A 22,124-nucleotide genomic window follows, 5' to 3' on the forward strand; every position below is an offset into this window, starting at 1 on the left:
TGCTGCATGAACGGAATGCCGATATGGCTGATATAGCGGAAATAGCTGACATGAATGTGAGCGATGGAAGGGAGCAGGGTCAGGCCCCGATCAGGGAACAGGGTCAGGCCCCGATCGCGGTGATCGGTATCGCGACCCGTTTCCCGCAGGCGGACAGTCTTGATGCCTTCCGGGCCAATCTGCTCGCCGGTGTCGACTCGGTACGTCCCATCCCGCCCGAGCGGATCGCGGCAACCGGTCTGGATCCGACCGTGGACTATCCCGAGCTGGGCTATCTGGACCGGATCGATCTCTTCGACCATGAGCACTTCGGGATGTCCCGGCGTGAGGCGGAGGTGACCGACCCCCAGCACCGGCTGGCGCTCCAGCTCACCCATGAGGCCCTGGAGCACGCCGGATACGCGCCCGCCGCGCTGCGGGGCAGCGAGACCGCCGTGGTGTTCAGTTCGCCCAGTAACGGCTATGCCCCGCTCGTCCGTGAGCAGGGCACGCTCAGCATGATCGGCAACGTCCCCTGTGGGCTGCCCGCCCGGGTCTCCCATCTCTTCGGGCTGACCGGTCCGTGTTACGGGGTGGACACCGGCTGCAATGGTTCGCTCGTCGCCGTTCATCAGGCCTGTCGTGAGCTGCGTGACGGGGAGGCCCGGTACGCGGTGGTCGGCGGAGTCAGTCTGCGCCATGTCATCGCGCCCGCCGCCACGGTCGCCGCGTTCCCCGGTATCAGTTCGCCCACCGCCCGTTCCCGCGCCTTCGACCGGGCGGCGGACGGCGCGGGGGGCGGTGAAGGGGGCGCGGTGCTGCTGCTCACCACGCTGGACCGGGCTCTCGCCGAGGGTGCGACCGTCCATGCGGTGATCCGTGGCAGTGCCGTGGTCCACAACGGCCGGCACTCCGCCACCATCGCCACGCCCAGCGCCCGCTCCCAGGCCGCGGTCATCCGCAAGGCGTGGCGCAGCGCCGCCCTGGACATCCGTACCGCCGGTTATGTCGAGACGCACGGTTCCGGCACCCGGCTCGGTGACGCCGTCGAGGCGGAGGGGCTGGCGCTGGCCCGTCCGGGCGGCGGGCCGGTGCTCGCCGTCGGGTCGGTGAAGACCAACCTCGGGCATCTGGACCATGCCGCTGGGGTCGCCGGACTGGTGAAGGCCATCCTCAGTGTGCGGTACGGCGAGCTGTATCCGTCGTTGCACTTCGAGCGGGCCGCCGATGAGGTCGATCTCGACGGGGCCCGGCTGGAGGTGGTGACCTCGGTACGGCCCTGGCGGGACGGGGTGCGCCGGGCGGGTGTCAGCTCGTTCAGCCTCGGGGGCGTCAATGCCCACTGTGTGGTGGAGCAGCCGCCGTCGCCGCCGGGGCCCGCCGACGCCGGGGAGGGTCCGGCGCGGCTGGTCGGGGTCTCCGCGCGTACTCCGGCCGATCTCGTCGCGCTGTGCGAGCGGCTCTCCCTCGAACTGCGGGGCAGTACCCGGCCGCTGGCCGATGTGGTCCGTACCTTGAACGAGGGGCGGGACCATCAGTCCCACCGGGCGGGTCTGGTCGCCCGCAGCACCGCCGGTCTCGCGCTCCGGCTGGCCGCCGAGGCCACCTGGCGGCGGCCGGACGTGGCGGCGGAGCCGGAGCCGGTGGTGCGGCGGGCCGGACGCGGCCCCGCTGTGCCCCGGGTGGTGTTCCTGCTCTCGCAGGACGCGGAACCGGAACGGACGGTGCCGTCGGTGCCGCTCCCGGCGGCCCTGCCGGTGCCGGACGACCGGGCCGCGACGGTACGGGGCCAGCTCACCGCGTATGCCCGGTTCGTTCGAGCCGGGGTACTGCCCGAGACGATGATCAGCTCGGGGGTCTCGCGCTATGCGGCCCGTCATCTCCGGGGAACCCTGTCGGCGGCCGACACGACGGCGCTGGAGCGGGTGGGCAGCGGCCTGGACCCGGCGGTGGCCGGGGAGCCCGTCCGGCGGGACCGGCTGCGTGCGGCCGCCGGTGAGCTGCTGGCGTCCGGCCCGGTGGTCTTTGTCGAGCTGGGTGCGGGCGGGGAGATCGGCACCCTGCTGACGGAGATCCTCGCGGACCGTCCGGACGCCACGGTGCTCACCCTGGACGGAGGGACGGACGAGGTGCTCGGCCGCCTCTACGAACGAGGTCTGGACCTCGACTGGCCGGCCCTGACGGGACCCGGGGGGCCGGGTCGCCGGGTGCCGCTGCCCGGCCGGCGGTTCCACGAGGTCCGCTGCTGGGCGTGGCCGGAGGGGGAGGTGGTGCGCTGGGCGGGTCCGGAGACGGCCGTTCCGGTGCGCCCGGCCCCCGCTGACCCCGTGTCCTTACCGGCTCCCGCCGCCGACCCCAAGTCCTTACCGGCTCCCGCCGCCCCCGTACCCGTACCGGCTCCCGTACCGGCTTCCGCCCCCGTACCCGTATCCGTACCGGTATCCGCCGCCGCCCCCGTACCCGTATCCGTATCCGTATCCGCAGGGCGGCCGACGGCTCGGGAGGCGGCCACCGGGGGGCCGGTGCTGACCGGTGCCGGGAGTGTGCCGCCGGGCCCGGGGGCCGTGCTGAGCCGGCTTCAGGAGTCACTCAGGGAACTTCTGCACGCCGACCGGGTGGCCGACGACGACGACTACTTCGCCATCGGCGGGAATTCCGTCATCGCTCTCCAGCTCGTCCAGGACATGGAACAGCGCTACGGTGTCCGCCTCAAGCTGGTCGACGTCTACGACCACCCCGTCGTGAGCGAGCTTGCCGCCGCGGTGGCCGCCCTGCTGCCCCGCCCGGCTGGCGGTGAGCCGTCACCGGGCCGGCCGGCCGCCGACGGGGCGCTCCCTCCGGTCCGCCCGGGCCCGGAACTCGTGCTGTCGTACGGGCAGGAGCGCATGTGGTTCCATCACCAGCTCGACCCCACCACCACCCTCTACAACCTGCCCGGGGTCTCCCGGCACCGGGGACCGCTGGACATCGAGGCGCTCCGGCTGGCCTGGGAGGATCTCGCCGCGCGGCATGAGGCGCTGCGGGCCAACTTCGTCGAGGAGGACGGCCGGCCGCGTCTGGTCGTCCGCCCCGGGCTGGGCGACTTCTTCCGGTACGAGGATGTCTCCGCCGATCCGTCGCCCGAGGAGGGGGCCCGCGCCGCCGTCAGGGCCGGGACCGAGTGGGTCTTCGACCTCGCCAAGGATCCGCTGGTGCGGGTGACCGTGGTGCGCCGCGCGCCCGACGACCATCTCTTCTGCTGGGTGATGCATCACGCCGTCAATGACGGCTGGGCGCCCCAGATCCAGATGACGGAGCTGCTCGCCTTCTACGCGGCCCGCCGCGAGGGGCGGGTGCACCGGCCGGAGCCGCTGCCGGTGCAGTACCGGGACTATGCCCGCTGGCAGCGGGAACTGCTGGCGGGCTCGTATCTCGACGGGGAGCTGGCGTACTGGCGCGAGCGGCTCGGTGACCCGCCCGCGCTCGCCCTGCCGACCGACCGGCCGCGTCCCGCCCGGATGGACTTCGCCGGAGCGTCGCACGGTTTCACCATCCCCGCCGAGCTGGTCAACCGGCTGCGGGCACTCGCCGGGCGGGAGACCTCCACGCTCTTCATGGTGCTGCTCACCGGGCTGACCGCGCTGCTCTCGCGCTGGTCGGGGCAGCGGGACATCGTGATCGGCACGCCGACCATCGGGCGCAGCCGCCCCGAGCTGTGGGGGCTGCTCGGCTTCTTCAACAACACCGTCGCCCTGCGCTCGGATCTCTCCGGCGATCCGACCTTCCGGGAACTGCTGCGCCAGGTCCGGGGGGTGGTGCTCGGCGCGCTCGATCATCAGGAGATCCCGTTCGACAGGATCGTCCGGGAGGTCGCGCCGCTGCGGGACCCGGCCCGGAACCCGATCTTCGATGTGATGTACGTCCATCAGACGCTCCCCGCCGACGTCCGCTTCGGGGAGGATCTGTCCGCCCCGGTGGGACAGGAGGACAGCGGCCCGTACTTCCCGGGGCTGCCGCCCGGCACGGCCAAGTTCGACATCACCGTGGTGGTGGCGGAGCAGGCGGGTGAGGAATCGCTCGATGTGGTGGTCGAGTACGCGACCCAGTTGTTCGACGCGGGGACGGTGGCGGAGCTGTGCGCTTCGCTGCTGGACCTGCTGAACCGGGTCGTGGCGGATGAGGACATCCGGTACGGGGAACTGCCCGCCCGGCCCCCCGCGTCGGCCGCGCCCGGGTCGGCTGGGCCCGAGCGGGTGCCGACTGGGCCCGAACGGCTGCTGGCGGAGACCGAGCGGGTCGCGGCCGGGTCCGCCGCAGCGCCGGTGGCCGAGCGGACCGTCCCCGAACGGCCGGACACCCCGGCCCACCCGGGTGGGCCGCTCGCCCACTGGCGGGAGGCACTGGCCGGGCTGCGCGCCGTGGAACTCCCCGTCGACCGGGCGCGTACCGCGGGTGGCGACGGCGCGGGCGCCGGGCCCGCGGTCCACACCGTCCGGATCCCGACGGACCTCGCGGCCGGGCTGATCCGCGACGGCGCCCAAGAGCGGCTGCTCGGTACCCTCGCGGCCCTGCTCGGTCTGCGCTCCGAAGCCGGTGAGACGGTGATCGGGTTCACCGGGGCGGACCGATCCGCCCCCGCCCTGCCGCTGCGGATCGACCTCTCCGACGCCCCTTCGTCCGACGTCCTCACCGCCCGGGTACGGGAGGTGACCGCCGCCGCGCTCGCGCATCGGGGGGTCTCGCCCGACGACATCGCGCGGGCCGCCGGACTGCCCCGGGAGCCCGGCCGATCCCCGCTGTTCGACGTCGTCCACACCCACCGCCGTGTCCCGGCCGGTTCCGGCCCGGCGGCCGGACCCCCGGCCCCGCCCACCGGCCCGGCCCGCCCCGATCTGGCCTGGTCCGTGGTCGAGGGGCCCGGACCGGACGAACTGCGGGTGTCGGTGGAGTACCGCACCGACCTGTTCGACGGCGGGACCGTGGAGTCCCTCACCGCCGATCTGATCGCCCTGCTGCGCTCCGCCGACCGCGAGCCGTCGGTGCCCCTGGCCCGGCTCTGGTTCACCGCGCCGGAGGACCGCGCCGGCCGGGTCGCGGGAGGCGGCGTCGGACGCGAGACGGACCACGGATCACCCCACTGCCCGGCACCAGGAAACGAACCCGTCCTACGGGGAGGAGCGAACCATGGCTGACCATCACAGCACGCGCGCCGGGACGACCACGGTGGGACGGGACGTCCGGAGCGGATCCGCCCCGGACGGCTCCGTGCCGTATGCCGCGGAGGTCGTGGAGATCCACGGCCCGCTGGATGTCGCGCTGTTCGAGCGGACCGCCGCCCGGCTCGTCCAGGAGGCCGACGCCCTGCGACGGACCGTACCCACGGCGGGCAGCGGCCCGGACGCTCTGGAGATCGCCGACACACTGCCGCTGACCAGGGTGGACGTCGGCGCGGAGCCCGATCCCGCCGCCGCCGCCGAGGCATGGGTACGGGCCGAACTCGCCCGCCCCGCCCGGCCGGGCCGGACCGGGTCGGCGCAGACCCTGATCCGGCTCTCCGCCGACCGGCACCAGTGGCTGCACCGCCACCACCGCCCGTTCGTCGACGGCTTCGGCTGCTCGCTGGTCAGCCGCCGGGGCGCCGAGATCTACACCGCGCTCGCCGAGGGCCGCTCACCGGACGACACCGCCCTCCCGCCGTCGTCGTCGCTCGCCGCGGCGGAGGCCGCCTACCGGGCGTCCGGGGAACCGGAGCGGGACCGTGCCTTCTGGCAGGAGGCCCTCGCCGGGCGGGCGGAACCGGTGACCCTCGCCCGGGACCCCGACCCCGCCTCCGCGTCCGACGGTCCGGACGGGACCCCGGGCCCGGTCGTGCTCACCGCGGCCGACACCGATCGGGTGCGCGCGGCGGCCCGCTACAGCGGCACCCGTTCCCGGGCCGTGCTGCTGGCCGCCGTGGCCGCGTACACCCACCGGCTCACCGACGGTACGGGCGTGGTGCTCGGGCTGCCCGTCGACGGGCGGCCCGACCGGGTGACCCAGCGTGTCGTGGGGGCCGCCGAGGACATCACGGCGCTCCCGCTGACGGTCCGGCCCGGCACCGGCTTCACCGGGCTCGTCCAGCAGGTCGCCCAGGTCGGCGGCCTGGTCCGCACCCACCAGCGGCTGCGCCACGACGAGCTGTGCCGGGAGCGTGGTCTGACCGGCGACCACCCCCGGCTGTACGGTCCGGTCGCCGACGTCCGGCCGTCCGCGCCCCGGCTGCGGTTCGGCACGCTCACGGCCGTCGCCCGGCAGGTCGGCCCCGAGCCGGTCCAGGATCTGCGGATCGTGATCGACGAGCAGCCGGGGGACGGCCGCCATCGGGTCGTCTTCCTGGGTGCTCCCGGCCGCTACACCGCCGGGGAACTCGCCGCGCACGGACGGCGGTTCCACCGGCTGCTGTCCGCGGCCGTGGCGGCCCCCGGACGGCCGGTGGCCTCGTTCGGTCTGCTGGACCCCGGTGACCGGACGACCGTGCGCGGCTGGTCCGGCGGGTTCGAGCAGCGCGCCCCGGCCGGTACCCTCACCGATCTGCTGGACGCCGCCGCTGTCCGCCACCCGACGGCGCTCGCGGTACGGGACCGGGCCGGTCGGCTCGACTACGCCGGACTCCACGCGCGCGCCAACCGGCTGGCCCGGCTGCTGCTGCGCCGGGGCGCCGGGCCCGAGCGGATCGTCGGGCTGCTGCTGCCCCGGTCGGCCGAGACGATCGTGGCGATGCTGGCGGTGCTCAAGACCGGTGCGGCGTATCTGCCGCTGGACCCCGCCTACCCGGCCGAGCGGATCCGCTTCATGACCGGGGACGCCGCGCCCGTCTGTGTGCTGACCGACGCGGCCGGCGCGGACCGGCACGGCGATGTGCTCGCCGGGACGGCGATCCTGCTGGACGCCCCGGAGACCGCCGGGGAGCTGGAGCGCTGCTCGTCCGCGCCGCTCACCGACGCCGACCGGCCCACGCCGCTGCTGCCGAGCCACCCCGCCTATGTCATCTACACCTCGGGGTCGACCGGCACGCCCAAGGGTGTGGTCGTCCCGCACGCCAATGTGCTGCCGCTGATCGCCTGGACGGCCGGAGAGTTCGGTGCCGAGGGGCTGGCGCACATGCTCGCCGCGACCTCGTTCAGCTTCGATGTGTCCGTGGTGGAGATCTTCCCCGCGCTGGCCACCGGCGGCAGCATCGAGGTGGTCGGCAATCTGCTGTCGCTGCTGGACGGCGACCCGCCCCGGTGGTCCGGCGGCGTGCTGTGCGCGATCCCCTCCGCGTTCGCCAGGCTGCTGGAGTTCGGCGAGCTGGATGTGTCGGCGAAGACGCTGGCGATGGGGGGCGAAGCGCTCCCGGCGGCCCTGGTGGCACGGGTGGCCGAGAGCATGCCGGACACCGCGCTGCTCAATGTCTACGGTCCGACCGAGGCCACCGTGTACGCCACCGCCTGGTCCGCCGGCGCAGAGGAGGCCGAGGCCGAGGCCGGGGGCCCGCCGCCGATCGGCCGCCCGCTGCCGCACGTCCGCGCCTATGTTCTCGACGGCTCGCTCCAGCCCGTGGAGCCCGGCCGGCCGGGCGAGCTGTATCTGGCGGGCGAAGGGCTCGCCCGAGGCTATCTGCACCGGCCGGGCCTGACGGCGGACCGTTTCGTCGCCGACCCGTTCGCCGCTCCCGGCACCCGGATGTACCGCACCAGCGATGTGGTCTGCTGGCTGGCCGACGGCCGGCTCCGGTTCCTGGGCCGGGGGGACGCCCAGACGAAGATCAACGGCTTCCGGATCGAGCCGGGCGAGCTGGAGGCGGTGCTCGCCGGGCATCCCGGGGTCGTCGAGGCCATGGCGTCCGTACGGAAGAACGCGTCCGGCGATGCCCGGCTCGTGGCCTGGGCGGTGCCCGCGGAGGGCGAGCGGCCCGACCCCGGGGTGTTGCGGGAGTGGGCCGCCGAGCGGCTGCCCGCCCATCTGGTGCCGCGCGAGCTGAGCCTCACCGGGGCGCTGCCGCTGACACCCAGCGGCAAACTCGACCGCGCGGCCGTGCCCGCCCCGCTGGAAGCCGTGGCGGTACGGGAAACGCCCACCCCGCCGGAAGCCGTAGCGGGCGCGCCGACCTCACCGGAAAGGGACCCGGCCCCCGCCGTACCCGAGGCGGCGGCCCCGGCGGTGCACCCCGTACCGGAGGCAGCGGCCCCGGCAGTGTCTCCCGTACCCAAGGCGACGGCCCCGGCGGTGGCTTCCGTACCCGAGGCAGCGGCCCCGGCGGTGGCTCCCGCCCCGTCCCGGGAGGAGCAGGTCGCCCGGGTGTTCTCCGAGGTGCTCCGGATCGACGATGTGCCCCTCGGTGTCAGCTTCTTCGACCTCGGCGGCGACAGCATCATGTCGATCCAGTTGGTCAGCAGGCTCCGCCAGGCCGGTCTGGTCCTCACCCCGCAGGACATCTTCGAGTACAAGACCGTCACCGCGCTGGCCGCCGCCGCGCGGGAGACCGCCAGGGCGAAGACCGGTGCCGACAGCGACGGCGTCGGCGAGGTCGCCCTCACTCCGATCATGGAGTGGCTGCGCTCCCTCGACGGCCCCGTCGACGGCTTCCACCAGGCCGTGCTGTTGCAGGTCCCGGCCGGTCTCGACCAGGACCGGCTGACCGCCGCCGTACAGCGGCTCACCGACCACCACGACGCCCTCCGGCTGCGGCTGGACCGCTCCCCCGGGCGCTGGCGGCTCGATGTCCGGCCGCCCGGGTCGGTGTCCGCCGTCTCCTGCGTCCGCCGGGTGGACGCGGGAGGGCTCACCGATCTCGGCGAGACCCTGGTCGCCGAGGCCGCGCGGGCCAAGAGCGAACTCGATGTCGGCGCGGGCGTCATGGCCCGCTTCGTCTGGCTGGACACCGGGGACACGCCGGGCCGGCTGCTGTTCCTGGCCCACCACCTCGCCTGCGACGGCGTGTCCTGGCGCATCCTCGTCCCCGACCTGGTCGAGGCGTATCAGGAGCTGGAGGCCGGGCGCACCCCCCGGCTGCGCCCGGTGGAGACCTCGCTGCGGCGCTGGAGCCATGCCCTCACCGAGCAGGCGCGCGACGAACGGCGGCTGGCCGAACTGCCGCTGTGGACCGGGATGCTGGCCACTCCCGGCCCCCGCCTGGCGAACCGGCCGCTGGACCCGGCCCACGACACCACCGGACGGGCCCGGTCCCGGGCTGTCACCTATGGGGCGGACCGGGCCCGGCACCTGTTCAGCACCATCCCCGCCGCCTTCCACTGCGAGATCAACGATGTGCTGCTCACCGCCCTGGCGCTGGCGGTCCAGCGCTGCCTCGGCAGCACGGACGATGTGGTGATCGACGTGGAGGGGCACGGTCGGGAGCCGGTCGTCGCCGACGCCGATCTGTCCCGTACCACCGGCTGGTTCACCAGCATGTACCCGGTACGTCTCGCACCGGCCGGCGACGGCTCGCACCGGGAGCCGGGGCCGGGGCGGGCGCTGCGACGGGTGAAGGAGCAGCTGCGCGCCATCCCCGACAAGGGGATCGGCTACGGTCTGCTGCGCTATCTGAACCCGGATACGGCTCCCTCGTTGGCGGCCGCCGAGCCCCGGGACATCGGCTTCAACTACTTCGGGCGGTTTCTGCTGCCCGACGCGTCGGGCGAGCGGGACTGGGGGCCCGCGCCGGAGAGCGGTATGAGCGCCGGGGCCGACGCGGACATGCCGCTGGCCCATCCGCTGGAGATCACCGCACTCACCCAGGACACCGAGCAGGGGCCCGAACTCGGTGTCAGCTTCACCTGGCCGGAGGGGATCCTGGACGAGGATCTCGTCGACGAGCTGAGCCGGACCTGGTTCACGATCCTCGACGAGATCGCCGCGCACGCCGCCGAGCCCGGCGCCGGTGGCCGGAGCCCGTCCGACTTCCCGCTGACCAGGCTCGACCAGGACGGGGTCGACCGGCTGGAGCGGGCGTACCCCGGCCTGGAGGAGATCCTTCCGCTGTCGCCGCTGCAACAGGGCCTGCTGTACCACGTACTGGTCAGCGGGATGGCCGCCGAAGCGGATGCCGCCGAGGAGGATGCCGCCGAGGAGGAGAACGAGGCGGCGGCCCAGGAGGGCGAGCACAGCGTCTACACCGTCCAGTTGTGGCTGGAGCTGGTCGGTGACCTCGACCCGGAGCGGCTGCGCACGGCGGGCAGCCGGCTGTTGGAGCGCCATACCAATCTGAGCGCGGCCTTCGTCCACGAGGGTCTGGCCGAGCCCGTCCAGGTGCTCGGGGCGAGTGCCCCGCTGCCCTGGCGGCAGCTCGATGTGAGCGCGGTGGCGGAGGACCGGCGTACGGCCGAGATCGACCGGCTGCTGTATGAGGAGCGCAACCGCCGGTTCACCCCGACCGCGCCGCCGATGCTGCGGATGCTGCTGATCCGGATGGGCGAGGACCGTCACCGGGTGGTGCTCACCACCCATCACATCATTCTGGACGGCTGGTCGCTGCCGGTGATGGTGCGGGAGCTGTTCGCGCTCTACCGTGCCGACGGCGGTACGGCCTCCCCGGCGGAGCTGCCGCCCGTCACCCCTTTCCGGGAGTATCTCTCCTGGCTGGACCGGGTGGACGGCACCGAGGCCGAGACCGCCTGGCGGGAGGCGCTGGCCGGTCTCACCACCTCCACCCGGGTCGCCGTGGACGAGGGCACGGCCCCGGCGCCGCTGGCGCCGCGCAATGTCACCGTCGAGCTGACCGCGGAGACCACCACCGCCCTGATGGAGATGGCACGCCGCCACGGTGTCACCGCCAACACGGTCCTCCAGGCCTGCTGGGGTGTGCTGATGGGCCAGGAGACCGGCAATACCGATGTGGTGTTCGGGTCGGTCGTCTCCGGGCGCCCGGCGGAACTCACAGGTGTCGAGTCCATGGTCGGGCTCTTCATCAACACCGTGCCGACCCGGGTCCGGCTGAACCCGGCGGAGCCGCTGGGCACCCTGCTGGTCAGGCTCCAGCGGGAGCAGGCCGCCCTGCTCCCCCACCATCACATCAGCCTGGGTGAGATCCGCCGGATCACCGATGTGGGCAACCTCTTCGACACCGTCATGGCGTTCGAGAACTATCCGCTGGACAACGACGAGCTGGCGGCCATCGCGCCGGGGCTGCGGCTGGACCGGGCGTACGGCGACGACGCTCCGCACTTCCCGCTCAATCTGGTGGTGTCCGCGCGCGCCGAGCGGCTGCTGCTGCGCTTCGACTACCGCCCGCATCTCCTGGGGGAGCAGCGGATCGTATCGCTCGCGGACCGTTTCGTCCGGCTGCTGACCACGGCGGCGCATGAGCCCACCCGGGCGATTCAGGGCTTCGCCGACGCCGCGACCACGGGGACCACTGGGACCACCGGGGCCGTGGTGTCCGGCGCGTCCGCCGCGTCCACCGTGTCCGCCGCGTCCGGTGTGCTCGATCCGCCGGGTGTGCTCGATCTGTCCGGTGTGCCCGCCGATTCCGGCCGGTCCGGTGACCGCCCGGCCTCCCGGTCCGCCGTGTCCCCCGCTCCGTCCGGCAGCGGTACCGGGGTCCTCCTGCCCCTGCGGGAGACCGGCGGCCGGCCGCCGCTGTTCTGTGTGCACCCGGCGGCGGGTATCGCCTGGTCCTATGCCGGACTCACCGGCCCACTCGGCACGGACCAGCCGGTGTACGGCCTTCAGGCGCGCGGCCTCGACGGCGAGGAGGTGCTGCCCGCCACGATGGAGGAGATGGCGGCGGACTATCTGGAGCAGGTCCGCAGGGTCCGGCCCGCCGGGCCCTACCATCTGCTGGGCTGGTCGTTCGGCGGAATGGTCGCGCAGGAGATGGCCGTCCAGCTCCAGCGGGCCGGTGAAGAGGTCGCCCTGCTCGCCCTCCTCGACGCCTATCCGGCCGGACCCTGCTCCGGCGGGCCGGCCCCGGCGGTGGCCCCCTCGGTGGCGGGTCGCGATGTGCTCGCGATGGTGCTGGAGTTCTTCGGCTACGATCCCGCCTCCTGGGCGGGCGAGTCGCTGACGTACCCCCGGTTCGTGGAGATCGCCCGCGAACAGACGGGACTGCTGGCCTCCTTCGACGAGCCGAGGGTGGCCGCGGTGGCCCGGATCTTCGCCAACAACGCCACCCTCTCGCATGCGCACCGGCCCCGTCCGTTCAGCGGTGACGCGCTGGTGTTCGCCGCCCGGGAGACCTCCCCGGATGTCGCGCGTGAGCTGTGGCGGCCGCTGCTCGACGGCGGCACGGCCCGGGTGACGCAGGTCGACTGCACCCACGGCGAGCTGGGGCGGCCCGGACCACTGGCCGAGATCTGCCGGGTGCTCGCCGGACGGCTCCAGGCGGACCCGCCGGCGCCGGGGGGCACCGTATGAGCGGGCCGCTGCCGGGGAACGGCACGGCGGGGGGCGCGGGCGGGGACGATCTCTCCGTACCGCTGTCCACGGCGCAGTACGGGGTCTGGCTCGGGCAGGAGCTGGCGCCACCCGGCCGGTATCACGTGGCGGCCGGGTTCGAGGTGGCCGGAGAGCTGGCGCCGGAGCTGTTCGAGGCCGCTTTCCGGGCCGTGGTGGCGGAGGCCGAACCGCTGCGGGCGGTGTTCCGTACCGTCGGCGGACGGCCGCGCCAGCAGATCGCGCCGCTGCCGCCGTGGGGCGTACCCCTGGTGGATCTGCGGCACGAACGGACGCCCCTGGTCTCCGCCGTGGCGTGGATGCGGGCCGATGCGGCCCGCCCGTTCGACCTCGCCGCAGGACCGCTGTTCCGGACCGCGCTCATCCGGCTCTCCGACGACCGGGTCTGCTGGCTCCTGGCCTGTCACCACCTGGTCATGGACGGCCTCGGCGGTGCGTTGTTCGCCCGCCGGCTCGGCGAGGTGTACGCCGCGCTGGAGCGGGGCGAGGACCCCGCCCCCGGCAACCGGGTCCCGCTGGACGCGCTCCTCGCCGAGGAGTCCGGCTACCGCGCCTCGGCCGACTTCGCCGCCGACCGCGCCTTCTGGCGGGACCGGATGGCCGGCCGGCCCCGCCCTGCCGGACCCCGGGCGCCCGCCGGGCCGTATCCCCCGGGCGGGCTCGCCGCCCGGGGGTTCGCCCGGCTGCCCGCCGCCGGGTTCGCCGCGCTGCGCCCGCTGGCCAACCGGCTCGATGTCCGGTGGCCCGTGGTCGCCACGGCCGCCGCCGTCCTGCTGGCGCATGCCCGCTCCGGTGCGGGCGGCGGCGACGAGGTGCTGCTCGGGCTGCCGGTCGCCGGGCGCGGCACGGAGACCGCCCGCGCGGTCGGCGGGATGATGTCGAATGTGCTGCCGTTGCGGGTCCGGGTCCGCCCGGACCGTCCGGCCGCCGATCTGGTGCGCGCCGTCGGTGCGGAGATGACCGCCGTCCTCGCCCATCAGCGCTATCGGGTGGAGGATCTGCACCGCGATCTCGGTCTGACCGGTACCGGGGGCGGGCTGTACGGGCTGGCCTCGAATGTGATGCCGTTCAGCTTCGGCCGCCGGTTCGCCGGGCGGCCGATGACGATGCATCATCTCGCCGTCGGCCCGGTGGAGGATCTGTCGGTCACTGTCCACCCGGAGTCGCAGCGGTCCGGCCTGCGGGTCGATCTCTATGCGGACCCCGAGCGGTACGGGCCCCGGGAGGCTGCCGCCGAGGCCCGTCGCTATGTCCGGCTGCTCGGCGGGCTGATCGATGGGCCCGACCGTCCGGTGGGCCGGTTCACGCTGCTGTCGGCCGGGGAGCGGCGGCGCTCCGCACCCCTTCCCGTACCCCTTCCCGTACCCGTACCGCTTCCCGTACACGTACCCCTTACCGACTCGGCACCGACGCCGACACCGGTACCCGCCGGGCCGGCCACCCTGCCGGAGCTGGTGGAGTACTGGGCGGCGCGTACCCCGCAGGCCCCGGCGGTCAGCGGCGGGGACACCCTGGTGCGGTACGGCGCGTTGAACGCCCGCGCGAACCGGCTGGCCCGCGCGCTGATCGGCCGGGGCGCGGGCCCCGAGCGGACCGTGGCCGTACTGCTGCCCCGCTCGGCCGACCTGGTGACGGCGATTCTCGCGGTCGCCAAGACGGGTGCGGCCTGTCTGCCGCTCGACCCGTCCTGGCCCGCCGAGCGGGTGGACATGATCCTGGCGGACGCCGCCCCGGTACAGGTCCTGGGCCCGGACACGTTCGCACCGGACACCTCCGCACCGGACACCTTCGCAGCGGGCGGGACGGCGCCGGGCGGCGCGGTGCGGGCGGGCCCCGTCCCGGCGTCCCCCGGGGCGGACGCCGATCTCACCGACGCCGAGCGTCTTGCCCCCCTCACCGCCGATCACAGCGCGTACATCATCTACACCTCCGGCTCCACCGGGCGGCCCAAGGGCGTCGTCGTCCCGCACCGCGCCCCCGTCACCCTGCTGACCAGCGGGGCCGCCGGGTTCGGGTTCCACCCCGGGGACGTGTGGACGATGTTCCACTCCTGTGCCTTCGACTTCTCCGTCTGGGAGATGTGGGGTGCCCTCGCCCACGGCGGACGGCTCGTCGTCGTCCCCGAGGAGGTGAGCCGCTCGCCCCGGGAGTTCCTGGAACTGCTCGTCCGCGAACGGGTGACCGTGCTCAACCAGACGCCCTCCGCCTTCCAGGCCCTGGATCTGGCCGCGGCGAAGGCGCCGGAGCGCGACCGGGAACTGGCCCTGCGCTGGGTGATCTTCGGCGGTGAGGCGCTCCGCCCCGAGCGGCTGCGCTCCTGGTTCCGGCGGCACGGCGACACCGGGCCCGCGCTGGTCAATATGTACGGGATCACCGAGACCACCGTCCACGCCACCCGGCTCGACCTGACCGGGGCGCACGGCGCGCGGCCCGGCAGCCCCATCGGCACGGCCCTCGCCGGGTCCCGGCTGTATGTCCTCGACGATCTGCTCCGGCCGATCCCACCGGGCGTCACCGGTGAGCTGTACATCGCGGGCCCCGGTGTGGCCCGGGGCTATCTCCACCGGCCGGGGCTGACCGCCCAGCGCTTCGTGTCCGACCCGTTCGGGCCTCCGGGGTCGCGCCTCTACCGCTCGGGCGACCTGGTGCGCCGGCTGTCGGACGGCGGACTGGAGTATCTGGGCCGCTCCGACGACCAGGTCAAGATCCGGGGCTTCCGTATCGAGCCCGCCGAGATCGAGGCGGCCCTGGCCACCGTCCCCGGTGTCGCCCAGGCCGTGGTGAGCGCCGTCCCGGACCCTGCCCGTGCCGGGGACCCGCGGCTGGTGGCCCATGTGGTCCCCGGCGGCGCCCCGGAGGACCCCGCCGGGTTCGCCGCCCGGCTGCGGGAGGAGCTGCGGGCCAGGCTGCCCGGCCATCTGGTCCCCGCGCTGGTCATGCCGGTGCCGGCGCTGCCGCTCACCCCCAACGGCAAACTCGACCGCGCCGCGCTGCCCACCGCCGTCCCCGTCCCGGCCCCCGGCGGCAGCGACCGGCCGCGTACCCCGCAGGAGCGGCGGATCACCGCCCTGTACGCGGAACTCCTCGGCGTGCCACGGGTCGGGCCCGGCGACAGCTTCTTCGACCTGGGCGGCGACAGTCTCCAGGCCGCCCGGCTGGCCGATGCCGTCCGCGCGGCGTTCGGCGGCGAGCTGGACGTCCGTGATGTCTTCGCGCACCCGACGCCCGCCGGGCTCGCCGCCCGGCTCCGTCCCGAGACCTCCGACGGGGGGACGGCGGCATCCGGCCCGCTCGTACGGCCCCCCGTTCCGGCCGGCCGCCCCGGCCGTGTGCCGCTCTCCTTCGCCCAGCGGCGGCTGTGGGTCCTGCACTCGCTCAACGGCCCCGACCGTGCCTACAACGTTCCCCTGGTGCTGCGGCTGACGGGTCGGGTGGACGCCGGGGCGCTCCGTGCGGCGCTGCACGATCTGGCCGTCCGCCATGAGTCGCTGCGTACCCTCGTCGAGGAGCACGCGGGCCATCCGTACCAGCGGATCGTCCCGCCGGAGAAGGTCCGGCTGCCCTTCGCCCGGACGCCGGTGGCGGCGGACGCCCTGGACGGGGCGCTCGCGCGGAGCGCCCGGCACGCCTTCGCCCTGGACGCGGAACTCCCGCTGCGCGCGGAGCTGTTCACCGTCTCCCCCGACGAGCACACCCTGCTGGTACTGCTGCATCACATCGCCTGCGACCATGCCTCGCTCGCCCCGCTCACGGCCGACCTGGGCACGGCCTACACCGCCCGGCTGGGGGGAGCGGCGCCCGACTGGCCGACGCGCCCCCTCCAGTACGCCGACTTCGCGCTCCGGCAGCGGGCGGCACTCGGCCTGGGCACGGACCGCCCGGCGACGGCCGAACCCGGGACAGCCGCACCTTCGACAGCCGGACCCGGGACAGCCGCACCCGCCACGGCCGCACCCGCCACGGCCGGACCCGCCACGGCCGGACCCGGGACGGCCGGGCCCTTGACGGCCCACTGGGCGCGTGCCCTCGACGGGCTGCCGGAGCGGATCCCGCTGCCCGCCGACCGGACGGGGCCGCCGGACGACGACGGCGGCTCGGTGGCCTTCCGGATTCCGGCGGAGGTGCACGCCGGGCTCGCCCGGCTGGCCGCCGACGAGGGAGCCAGCCTGTTCATGGCCGTACACGCCGGGCTGGCGGCGCTGCTCACCCGGCTCGGCGGCGGCACGGACATCCCGGTGGGCACGGCGGTGTCGGACCGGGCGGACACCCGCTGGGACGGGGCCGTCGGATTCTTCGTCAATACGGTGGTGCTGCGCACCGACACCTCGGGCCCGGTGACGTTCCGGCAGCTCCTCGGGCGGGTCCGGGACGCCGATCTGGCCGCCTTCGCCCATCAGGACCTGCCGTTCGACCTGGTGGTGGAGGCCGTCGGGCCGCGCCGCGAGGCGAGCGGGCGGACGCTGTTCCAGGTGATGCTGGTGGTCACCCCCGAACCGCCGAGCGGCCTCGGCCTCCCTGGTCTGTCGGCGGAGACCACCACCGTCGCCACCGGCGCGGCCAAGTTCGACCTGTCGTTCTCGCTCACCGAGCGGCGTGGTGCGGACGGTCGCGGCGCGGGGCTGGACGGGGTGCTGGAGTACCGCACCGCGCTGTTCGGCCGGGCCGCCGCGGAGTCCGTACGGGACCGCTTCGTCCGGCTGCTGCGCACCGCGGCGGCCGCCCCGGACCGGCCGGTGCACCGGCTCGCCGTCCTCGCGGACGAGGAGCGTGCTCTGCTGCTCACCGGCTGGGGAGCGGCCCCCGTGCCCGCGCGGGGCGCGGGGGACACCGTGCCGGGCCGGTTCGCCCGACAGGTGCGCCGCACCCCGGACGCCCCGGCGCTGCGCACCGCGGACGGGGTGCTGTCGTACGCGGAGCTGGACGCCCGCTCCGCCCGGCTGGCCGCCCGGCTCGCGGCGGCCGGTGCCGGGCCGGAGACACCGGTCGCGGTGCTCATGGAGCGGGGCGCGGACTTCGTCGTCACCGTGCTGGCGATTCTCCGCTGCGGGAGCGCGTACGCGCCGCTGGACGCCCGCTCGCCGCAGGCCCGGTCGCGGCGGATGGTCGCCGACGCGGGCGTGCGGGTCCTCGTCACCGGAGCGGGTTTCCCGGCGGATGCGGCCCATGCCGGTTCCCCGGCGGATGCGGCGTGGGCCGGTTCCCCGGATCCGGCGTGGGCCGGGGTACGGATCGTGGACGTACGGGACACGGGTACGGGCGGTCCTCCCCCGGCGCCCGGTCCGGAGCCGGCGGCCGTACACCCCGCCGGTCTCGCGTGCGTGATCCACACCTCCGGTTCGACGGGCGTCCCCAAGGGCGTGGCCATCACCCACGGCGACCTGGTCGCGCTCGCGCTGGACCGCTGTTGGGAGAGCGAGCGCCCGCAGCGGATCCTGCTGCACTCGCCGCACTCCTTCGACGCCGCCGCCCTGGAGATCTGGGTGCCGCTGCTGACCGGCGGGGAGATCGTCGTGGCGCCGCCCGGCGAGCTGGACCTGCCGTCCCTGGAACGCCTGCTGACCGGATCGGGGATCACCACGCTCTGGCTCACGGCCGGTCTCTTCCAGCTCGTCGCCGAGGAGAACCCCGGCTGTCTGCGCGGCCTCGACGCGGTGTGGACGGGAGGGGACGTGGTGTCACCGCACGCCGTGCGCGCGGTGCGGCGGCACTGCCCGGGCCTCCGGGTGGTCAACGGATACGGTCCGGCCGAGGCGACCACCTTCGCGACCCGGCACCGGGTCACCGACCTGCCCGACGGTGGTCCCGTCCCCATCGGCCGACCGCTGGACGGCGGCCGGGTCCGGGTGCTCGACGACTGGCTCCAGCCGGTACCCGCCGGGGTGACCGGGGAGCTGTATCTCGCGGGTACGGGTCTCGCCCGCGGCTATCTGCACCGGCCCGGGCCGACCGCCGAACGCTTCGTCGCCGACCCGTTCGGCCCACCCGGGGCCCGGATGTACCGCACCGGCGACCTGGCCCGCTGGCTGCCCGGCGGGGTGCTGGCGTTCGCCGGGCGCTCGGACGGCCAGGTGAAGCTGCGCGGCTTCCGGATCGAGACGGACGAGGTCGCGGCCGTGCTGACCGGGCACGGCGGGGTGGGCCAGGCCGCCGTGGTGGTCCGCGAGGACCGGCCCCGCGAACGGCGGCTGGTGGCCTATCTGGTGGCCGGCGACGACGGTGCGGTGGACCGGGCGGCGGTACGGGCGCACGCGGCCGGGGCCCTGCCCGACTACATGGTGCCGGACGATCTCATGGTGCTGGACCGGCTGCCGCTGACCCGTCACCACAAGCTGGACCGGGCCGCGCTGCCCGCCCCGCCCCGGGCCGTACCGGGCTCGGCGGCTCCGCGTACCACCCGGGAACGGCTGCTCTGCGGCATCGTCGCGGAGCTGCTGGGGGAAGCGTCCGTGGGCGCCGACGACAGCCTCTTCGGCCTCGGCGGGGACAGCATCATGGCCATTCAGCTGGCGGGCCGCGCCCGCGCGGCGGGGCTGCTGATCGGTGTGCGCGATGTCTTCCAGCACCCCACGATCGCCCGGCTGGCCGCCGCCGCCCGGGAGGCGGCCGACGAGGTCCCGCAGCGTGCGGCGGACGGCGACGGGACGGGGGAGATGCCTCTGACACCGATCATGCACTGGTGGCGGGAGCGGTGGGCGGGGCACCGGGACTCGTTCAGCCAGGGCGTCACCTTGCGCACCCCACCGGGGCTGACGGAGGAACAGGTGGGGTGGGTCGTGCAGGAGCTGCTCGACCGGCACCCGGCGCTACGGCTGCGGGTCAGCGGACTCGGTGGACTCGACGGACTCGACGGGCCGGGAGAGTTCACCGTGGAGGCGCTGCCCGTGGGGGCGGTCCGGGCGGTGGACCGGGTCCGCCGCGTCGCCGCGGCCGATCAGGGGGACCGGCTGCCCGCGCTGCTCGCCGATGCCGCCCGGGACGCGCGGGGCAGACTGGATCCCGCCACCGGCGCGATGGTGTCGGCGGTGTTCCTCGATCCGGGGCCCGAGCGGGCGGGGCGGCTGGTGTTGGTGGTGCATCACCTGTCGGTGGACGGGGTGTCCTGGCGGATCCTGCTGCCCGACCTGGCCGCGGCGCACGCCTCGCTGACGGCGGCCGGGGAGGGGGGTGCGTACGGGCCGACCAGGCCTTTGTCCGCGCCCACCGGGACCCCGGCCGCGCCGACCGCCGGCGGAACCCCGCTGCGGCGCTGGGCCGAACACCTCGCCGAGGAGGGCAGAAGTGGCGCACGCCAGGGCGAACTGGCCCTGTGGCGGCGGATGGCGGCGGGTGGCGACCCCCTCGGCCCGCCCCGCCCCCGGGCCGCCCGCCCGCGGATACGGCGGCTCTCGGTGTCCCTGCCGACCGCGCGCACCCGTCCCCTGCTCACCGAGGTCGGGGCGGCCTTCCACTGCGGAGTGGAACCCGTGCTGCTCACCGCGCTCGCCGTCGCCGTCGAGGAGTGGCGCCGACGGCGTGGCCGGGCCCCCGGCCAGGAAACAGACCAGGGCACCAGCCAGGACCCCTACCAGGGCATCGGCGGGCTCGCCGTCGAGCTGGAGTCGCACGGCAGGGCCGAGCCGCCCGGCATCGATCTCTCCCGTACCGTCGGCTGGTTCACCGGTGTCCATCCCTTCCTGCTGGAGCGCACCGGATGCGCCTGGGCCGATGTCCGGACCGCGGGCCGGGCACTCGGCCAGGCACTCAAGCAGGTCAAGGAGCGGCTGGCCGCCGTCCCCGACCGGGGCATCGGCTACGGTGTGCTGCGCCATCTCGACCCCCGGAGCATGCCGGAGCTGTCCGCTATGCCCGTACCGCAGGTCGGTGTCAACTATCTGGGCCGGATCGCCGCCGGGGCCGGGGACGGCTGGGGCATGGCCGAGGACGGGGTCCGGGAGCCGGACAGCACGCGCGTCCTGCCGACCGGGCATCTGCTCGACCTGGACGCGATGACGGTGGACGGCCCGGCCGGACCCCGGCTGCACGCCGACTGGACCTGGGACGCCGAGGCGTTCACCGAGGCGGAGGTCGGGGAACTGGCGGAGCTGTGGTTCACCGCCCTGGACGCGCTGGCCATGCACGCCCGCACCCCGGGCGCAGGCGGGCACACCCCCTCCGACCTGCCGCTGGTCGCACTCCGCCAGGAGGAGATCGAACAGTTGGAGACCGCCCACCCCCGTCTGACGGACATCCTGCCGCTGACCCCGGTGCAACAGGGACTGCTCTTCCACGCCCTGTACGCACCGGACAGCCCGGACATCTACCAGGCCCAGCTGACGCTCCGGCTGCACGGCTCCCTGGACCCGTCCGCGCTGCGGGCCGCCGTGGCTGCGCTGCTGGAGCGGCACCCCCATCTGGGGGCCGTGTTCGTCCACCGGGATCTGCCTCATCCGGTCCAGGTGGTGCCGGGGCCGCTCGCTCCGCCATGGCGGAGCGTCGATCTTCGCGCGGTGGCTCCCGGCCGCCGGGAGCGGGTCCTCGACCGGCTCACCGACGCCGAGTTGCGCCGGCGCTTCGATGTGGCGCGGCCGCCGCTGCTGCGTTTCACCCTGTTCGCCCTGGGATCGGACGATTACCGTCTTGTACTCACCCACCATCACCTGGTGATGGATGGGTGGTCGATGTCTCTGCTGGTACGGGAGCTGCTGACGCTCTGCGCCCGGGGCGGTGACCCGGGTGCGCTCCCGCCGGTCACCCCGTACCGTGAGCATCTCGCGGCGCTGGCGCGGCGGGACCGGGAGGCGGCACGGGCGGCCTGGCGGACGGCGCTCGACGGGATGGATGTGCCGCCCCGGCTCACCGCGGAGGTCGCGGGCGGCGCGGCGGGGAGCCGGTCCCTGGAGACCGTGCTGTCCGGGCCGCCGGCCGCGGCGCTGCGCGGGCTGGGTGCGAGCGGACTCACCCTCAATACCGTGGTGCAGGTGGCGTGGGCCCTGTTGCTGGCTCGCTGCGGCGGGGCGCGGGACGTGCTGTTCGGCACCACCGTCTCGGGCCGGCAGCCCGAGGTCGCGGGCATGGAGTCGATGATCGGGCTGTTCATCGAGACCGTTCCGGTACGGGTGCGGATCGACCCCGGTGAGACGGTGCTGGAGCTGCTGTTGCGCTTCCAGGCCGAGCAGGCCCGATTGCTGCCGTATCAGCATCTGGGGCTGGGAGAGATCCAGCGGCTGGCCGGGCGGCGCGAGCTGTTCGACACCCATGTGGTCTTCGAGAACTATCCACTGGACCTGGAGGGGTGGGCGTCCATCGTGCCCGGTCTGCGGCTGGTGGGGGGTGAGGGGCGGGATGCCACGCACTATCCGGTGTCGCTGGCGGCGTTCGCGGGGGCCGACGGGTTGACGCTGCGGCTCGGCTATCGGCCGGACGCGGTGGAGCGGCCCCGGGCGCAGTGGCTCGCCGCCGAACTGCGGCGGCTGCTGGAGGCGATAGCCGCCGCGCCCGGCGGACCGGTGGTCGCCCTGCTCGGCCGGGCCGACCCGGCGGAGGACCGGGAGAAGGACCCGGCGGAGGACCCGGTGGAGGGCTCGGCGGAGGGCTCGGCGGAGGGCTCGGCGGAGGACATCGTGAGGAGTTCTTGAGAGGGGTTCTTGAGAGGGGTTCCATAACTTCCCCTGGGAGCCGCGAGGCCCACGGAAGGTCAGGGGCCCGACGGCACCCGCCGCACCTGGCGCGATTTCACCCCTTGGTCGCCAACCAAATGGCTGGTTGGCGACCAA

Annotated in this window: 3 protein-coding genes; all 3 read left to right on the forward strand. The window is 74.7% G+C overall.

The window, feature by feature from the left end; translation table 11 throughout:
- Positions 1 to 23 precede the first annotated feature (23 nt).
- Genes ABT354_RS25615 through ABT354_RS25625 form a run of 3 tightly spaced genes read left to right on the forward strand, consistent with a single transcriptional unit; the run spans position 24 to position 21,986 of the window.
- Positions 24 to 5,150, forward strand: coding sequence for a condensation domain-containing protein (locus ABT354_RS25615; RefSeq protein WP_351497797.1), 5,127 nt, complete (start codon positions 24 to 26; stop codon positions 5,148 to 5,150).
- Positions 5,143 to 12,333 carry a non-ribosomal peptide synthetase gene (locus ABT354_RS25620; RefSeq protein WP_351497799.1) on the forward strand — a complete coding sequence of 2,397 codons (7,191 nt, stop codon included), beginning with the start codon at positions 5,143 to 5,145 and terminating at the stop codon, positions 12,331 to 12,333. Before ABT354_RS25615 ends, ABT354_RS25620 begins: the two co-directional genes overlap by 8 nt.
- On the forward strand, positions 12,330 to 21,986 hold the full coding sequence (locus ABT354_RS25625) for a non-ribosomal peptide synthetase (RefSeq protein ID WP_351497801.1): 9,657 nt from the start codon (positions 12,330 to 12,332) through the stop codon (positions 21,984 to 21,986). The genes ABT354_RS25620 and ABT354_RS25625 overlap by 4 nt, the downstream gene beginning before the upstream one ends.
- Positions 21,987 to 22,124 lie beyond the last annotated feature (138 nt).

This window comes from Streptomyces sp. NPDC000594 (genome assembly GCF_040299965.1).
Taxonomy (GTDB): Bacteria; Actinomycetota; Actinomycetes; order Streptomycetales; family Streptomycetaceae; genus Streptomyces.

What these genes read in the sequence shown, in the direction of transcription:
- ABT354_RS25625 (WP_351497801.1), top strand. Translation starts at nt 12,330, where the DNA reads ATGAGCGGGCCGCTGCCGGGGAACGGCACGGCGGGGGGCGCGGGCGGG.
- ABT354_RS25620 (WP_351497799.1), top strand. Translation starts at nt 5,143, where the DNA reads ATGGCTGACCATCACAGCACGCGCGCCGGGACGACCACGGTGGGACGG.
- ABT354_RS25615 (WP_351497797.1), top strand. Translation starts at nt 24, where the DNA reads ATGGCTGATATAGCGGAAATAGCTGACATGAATGTGAGCGATGGAAGG.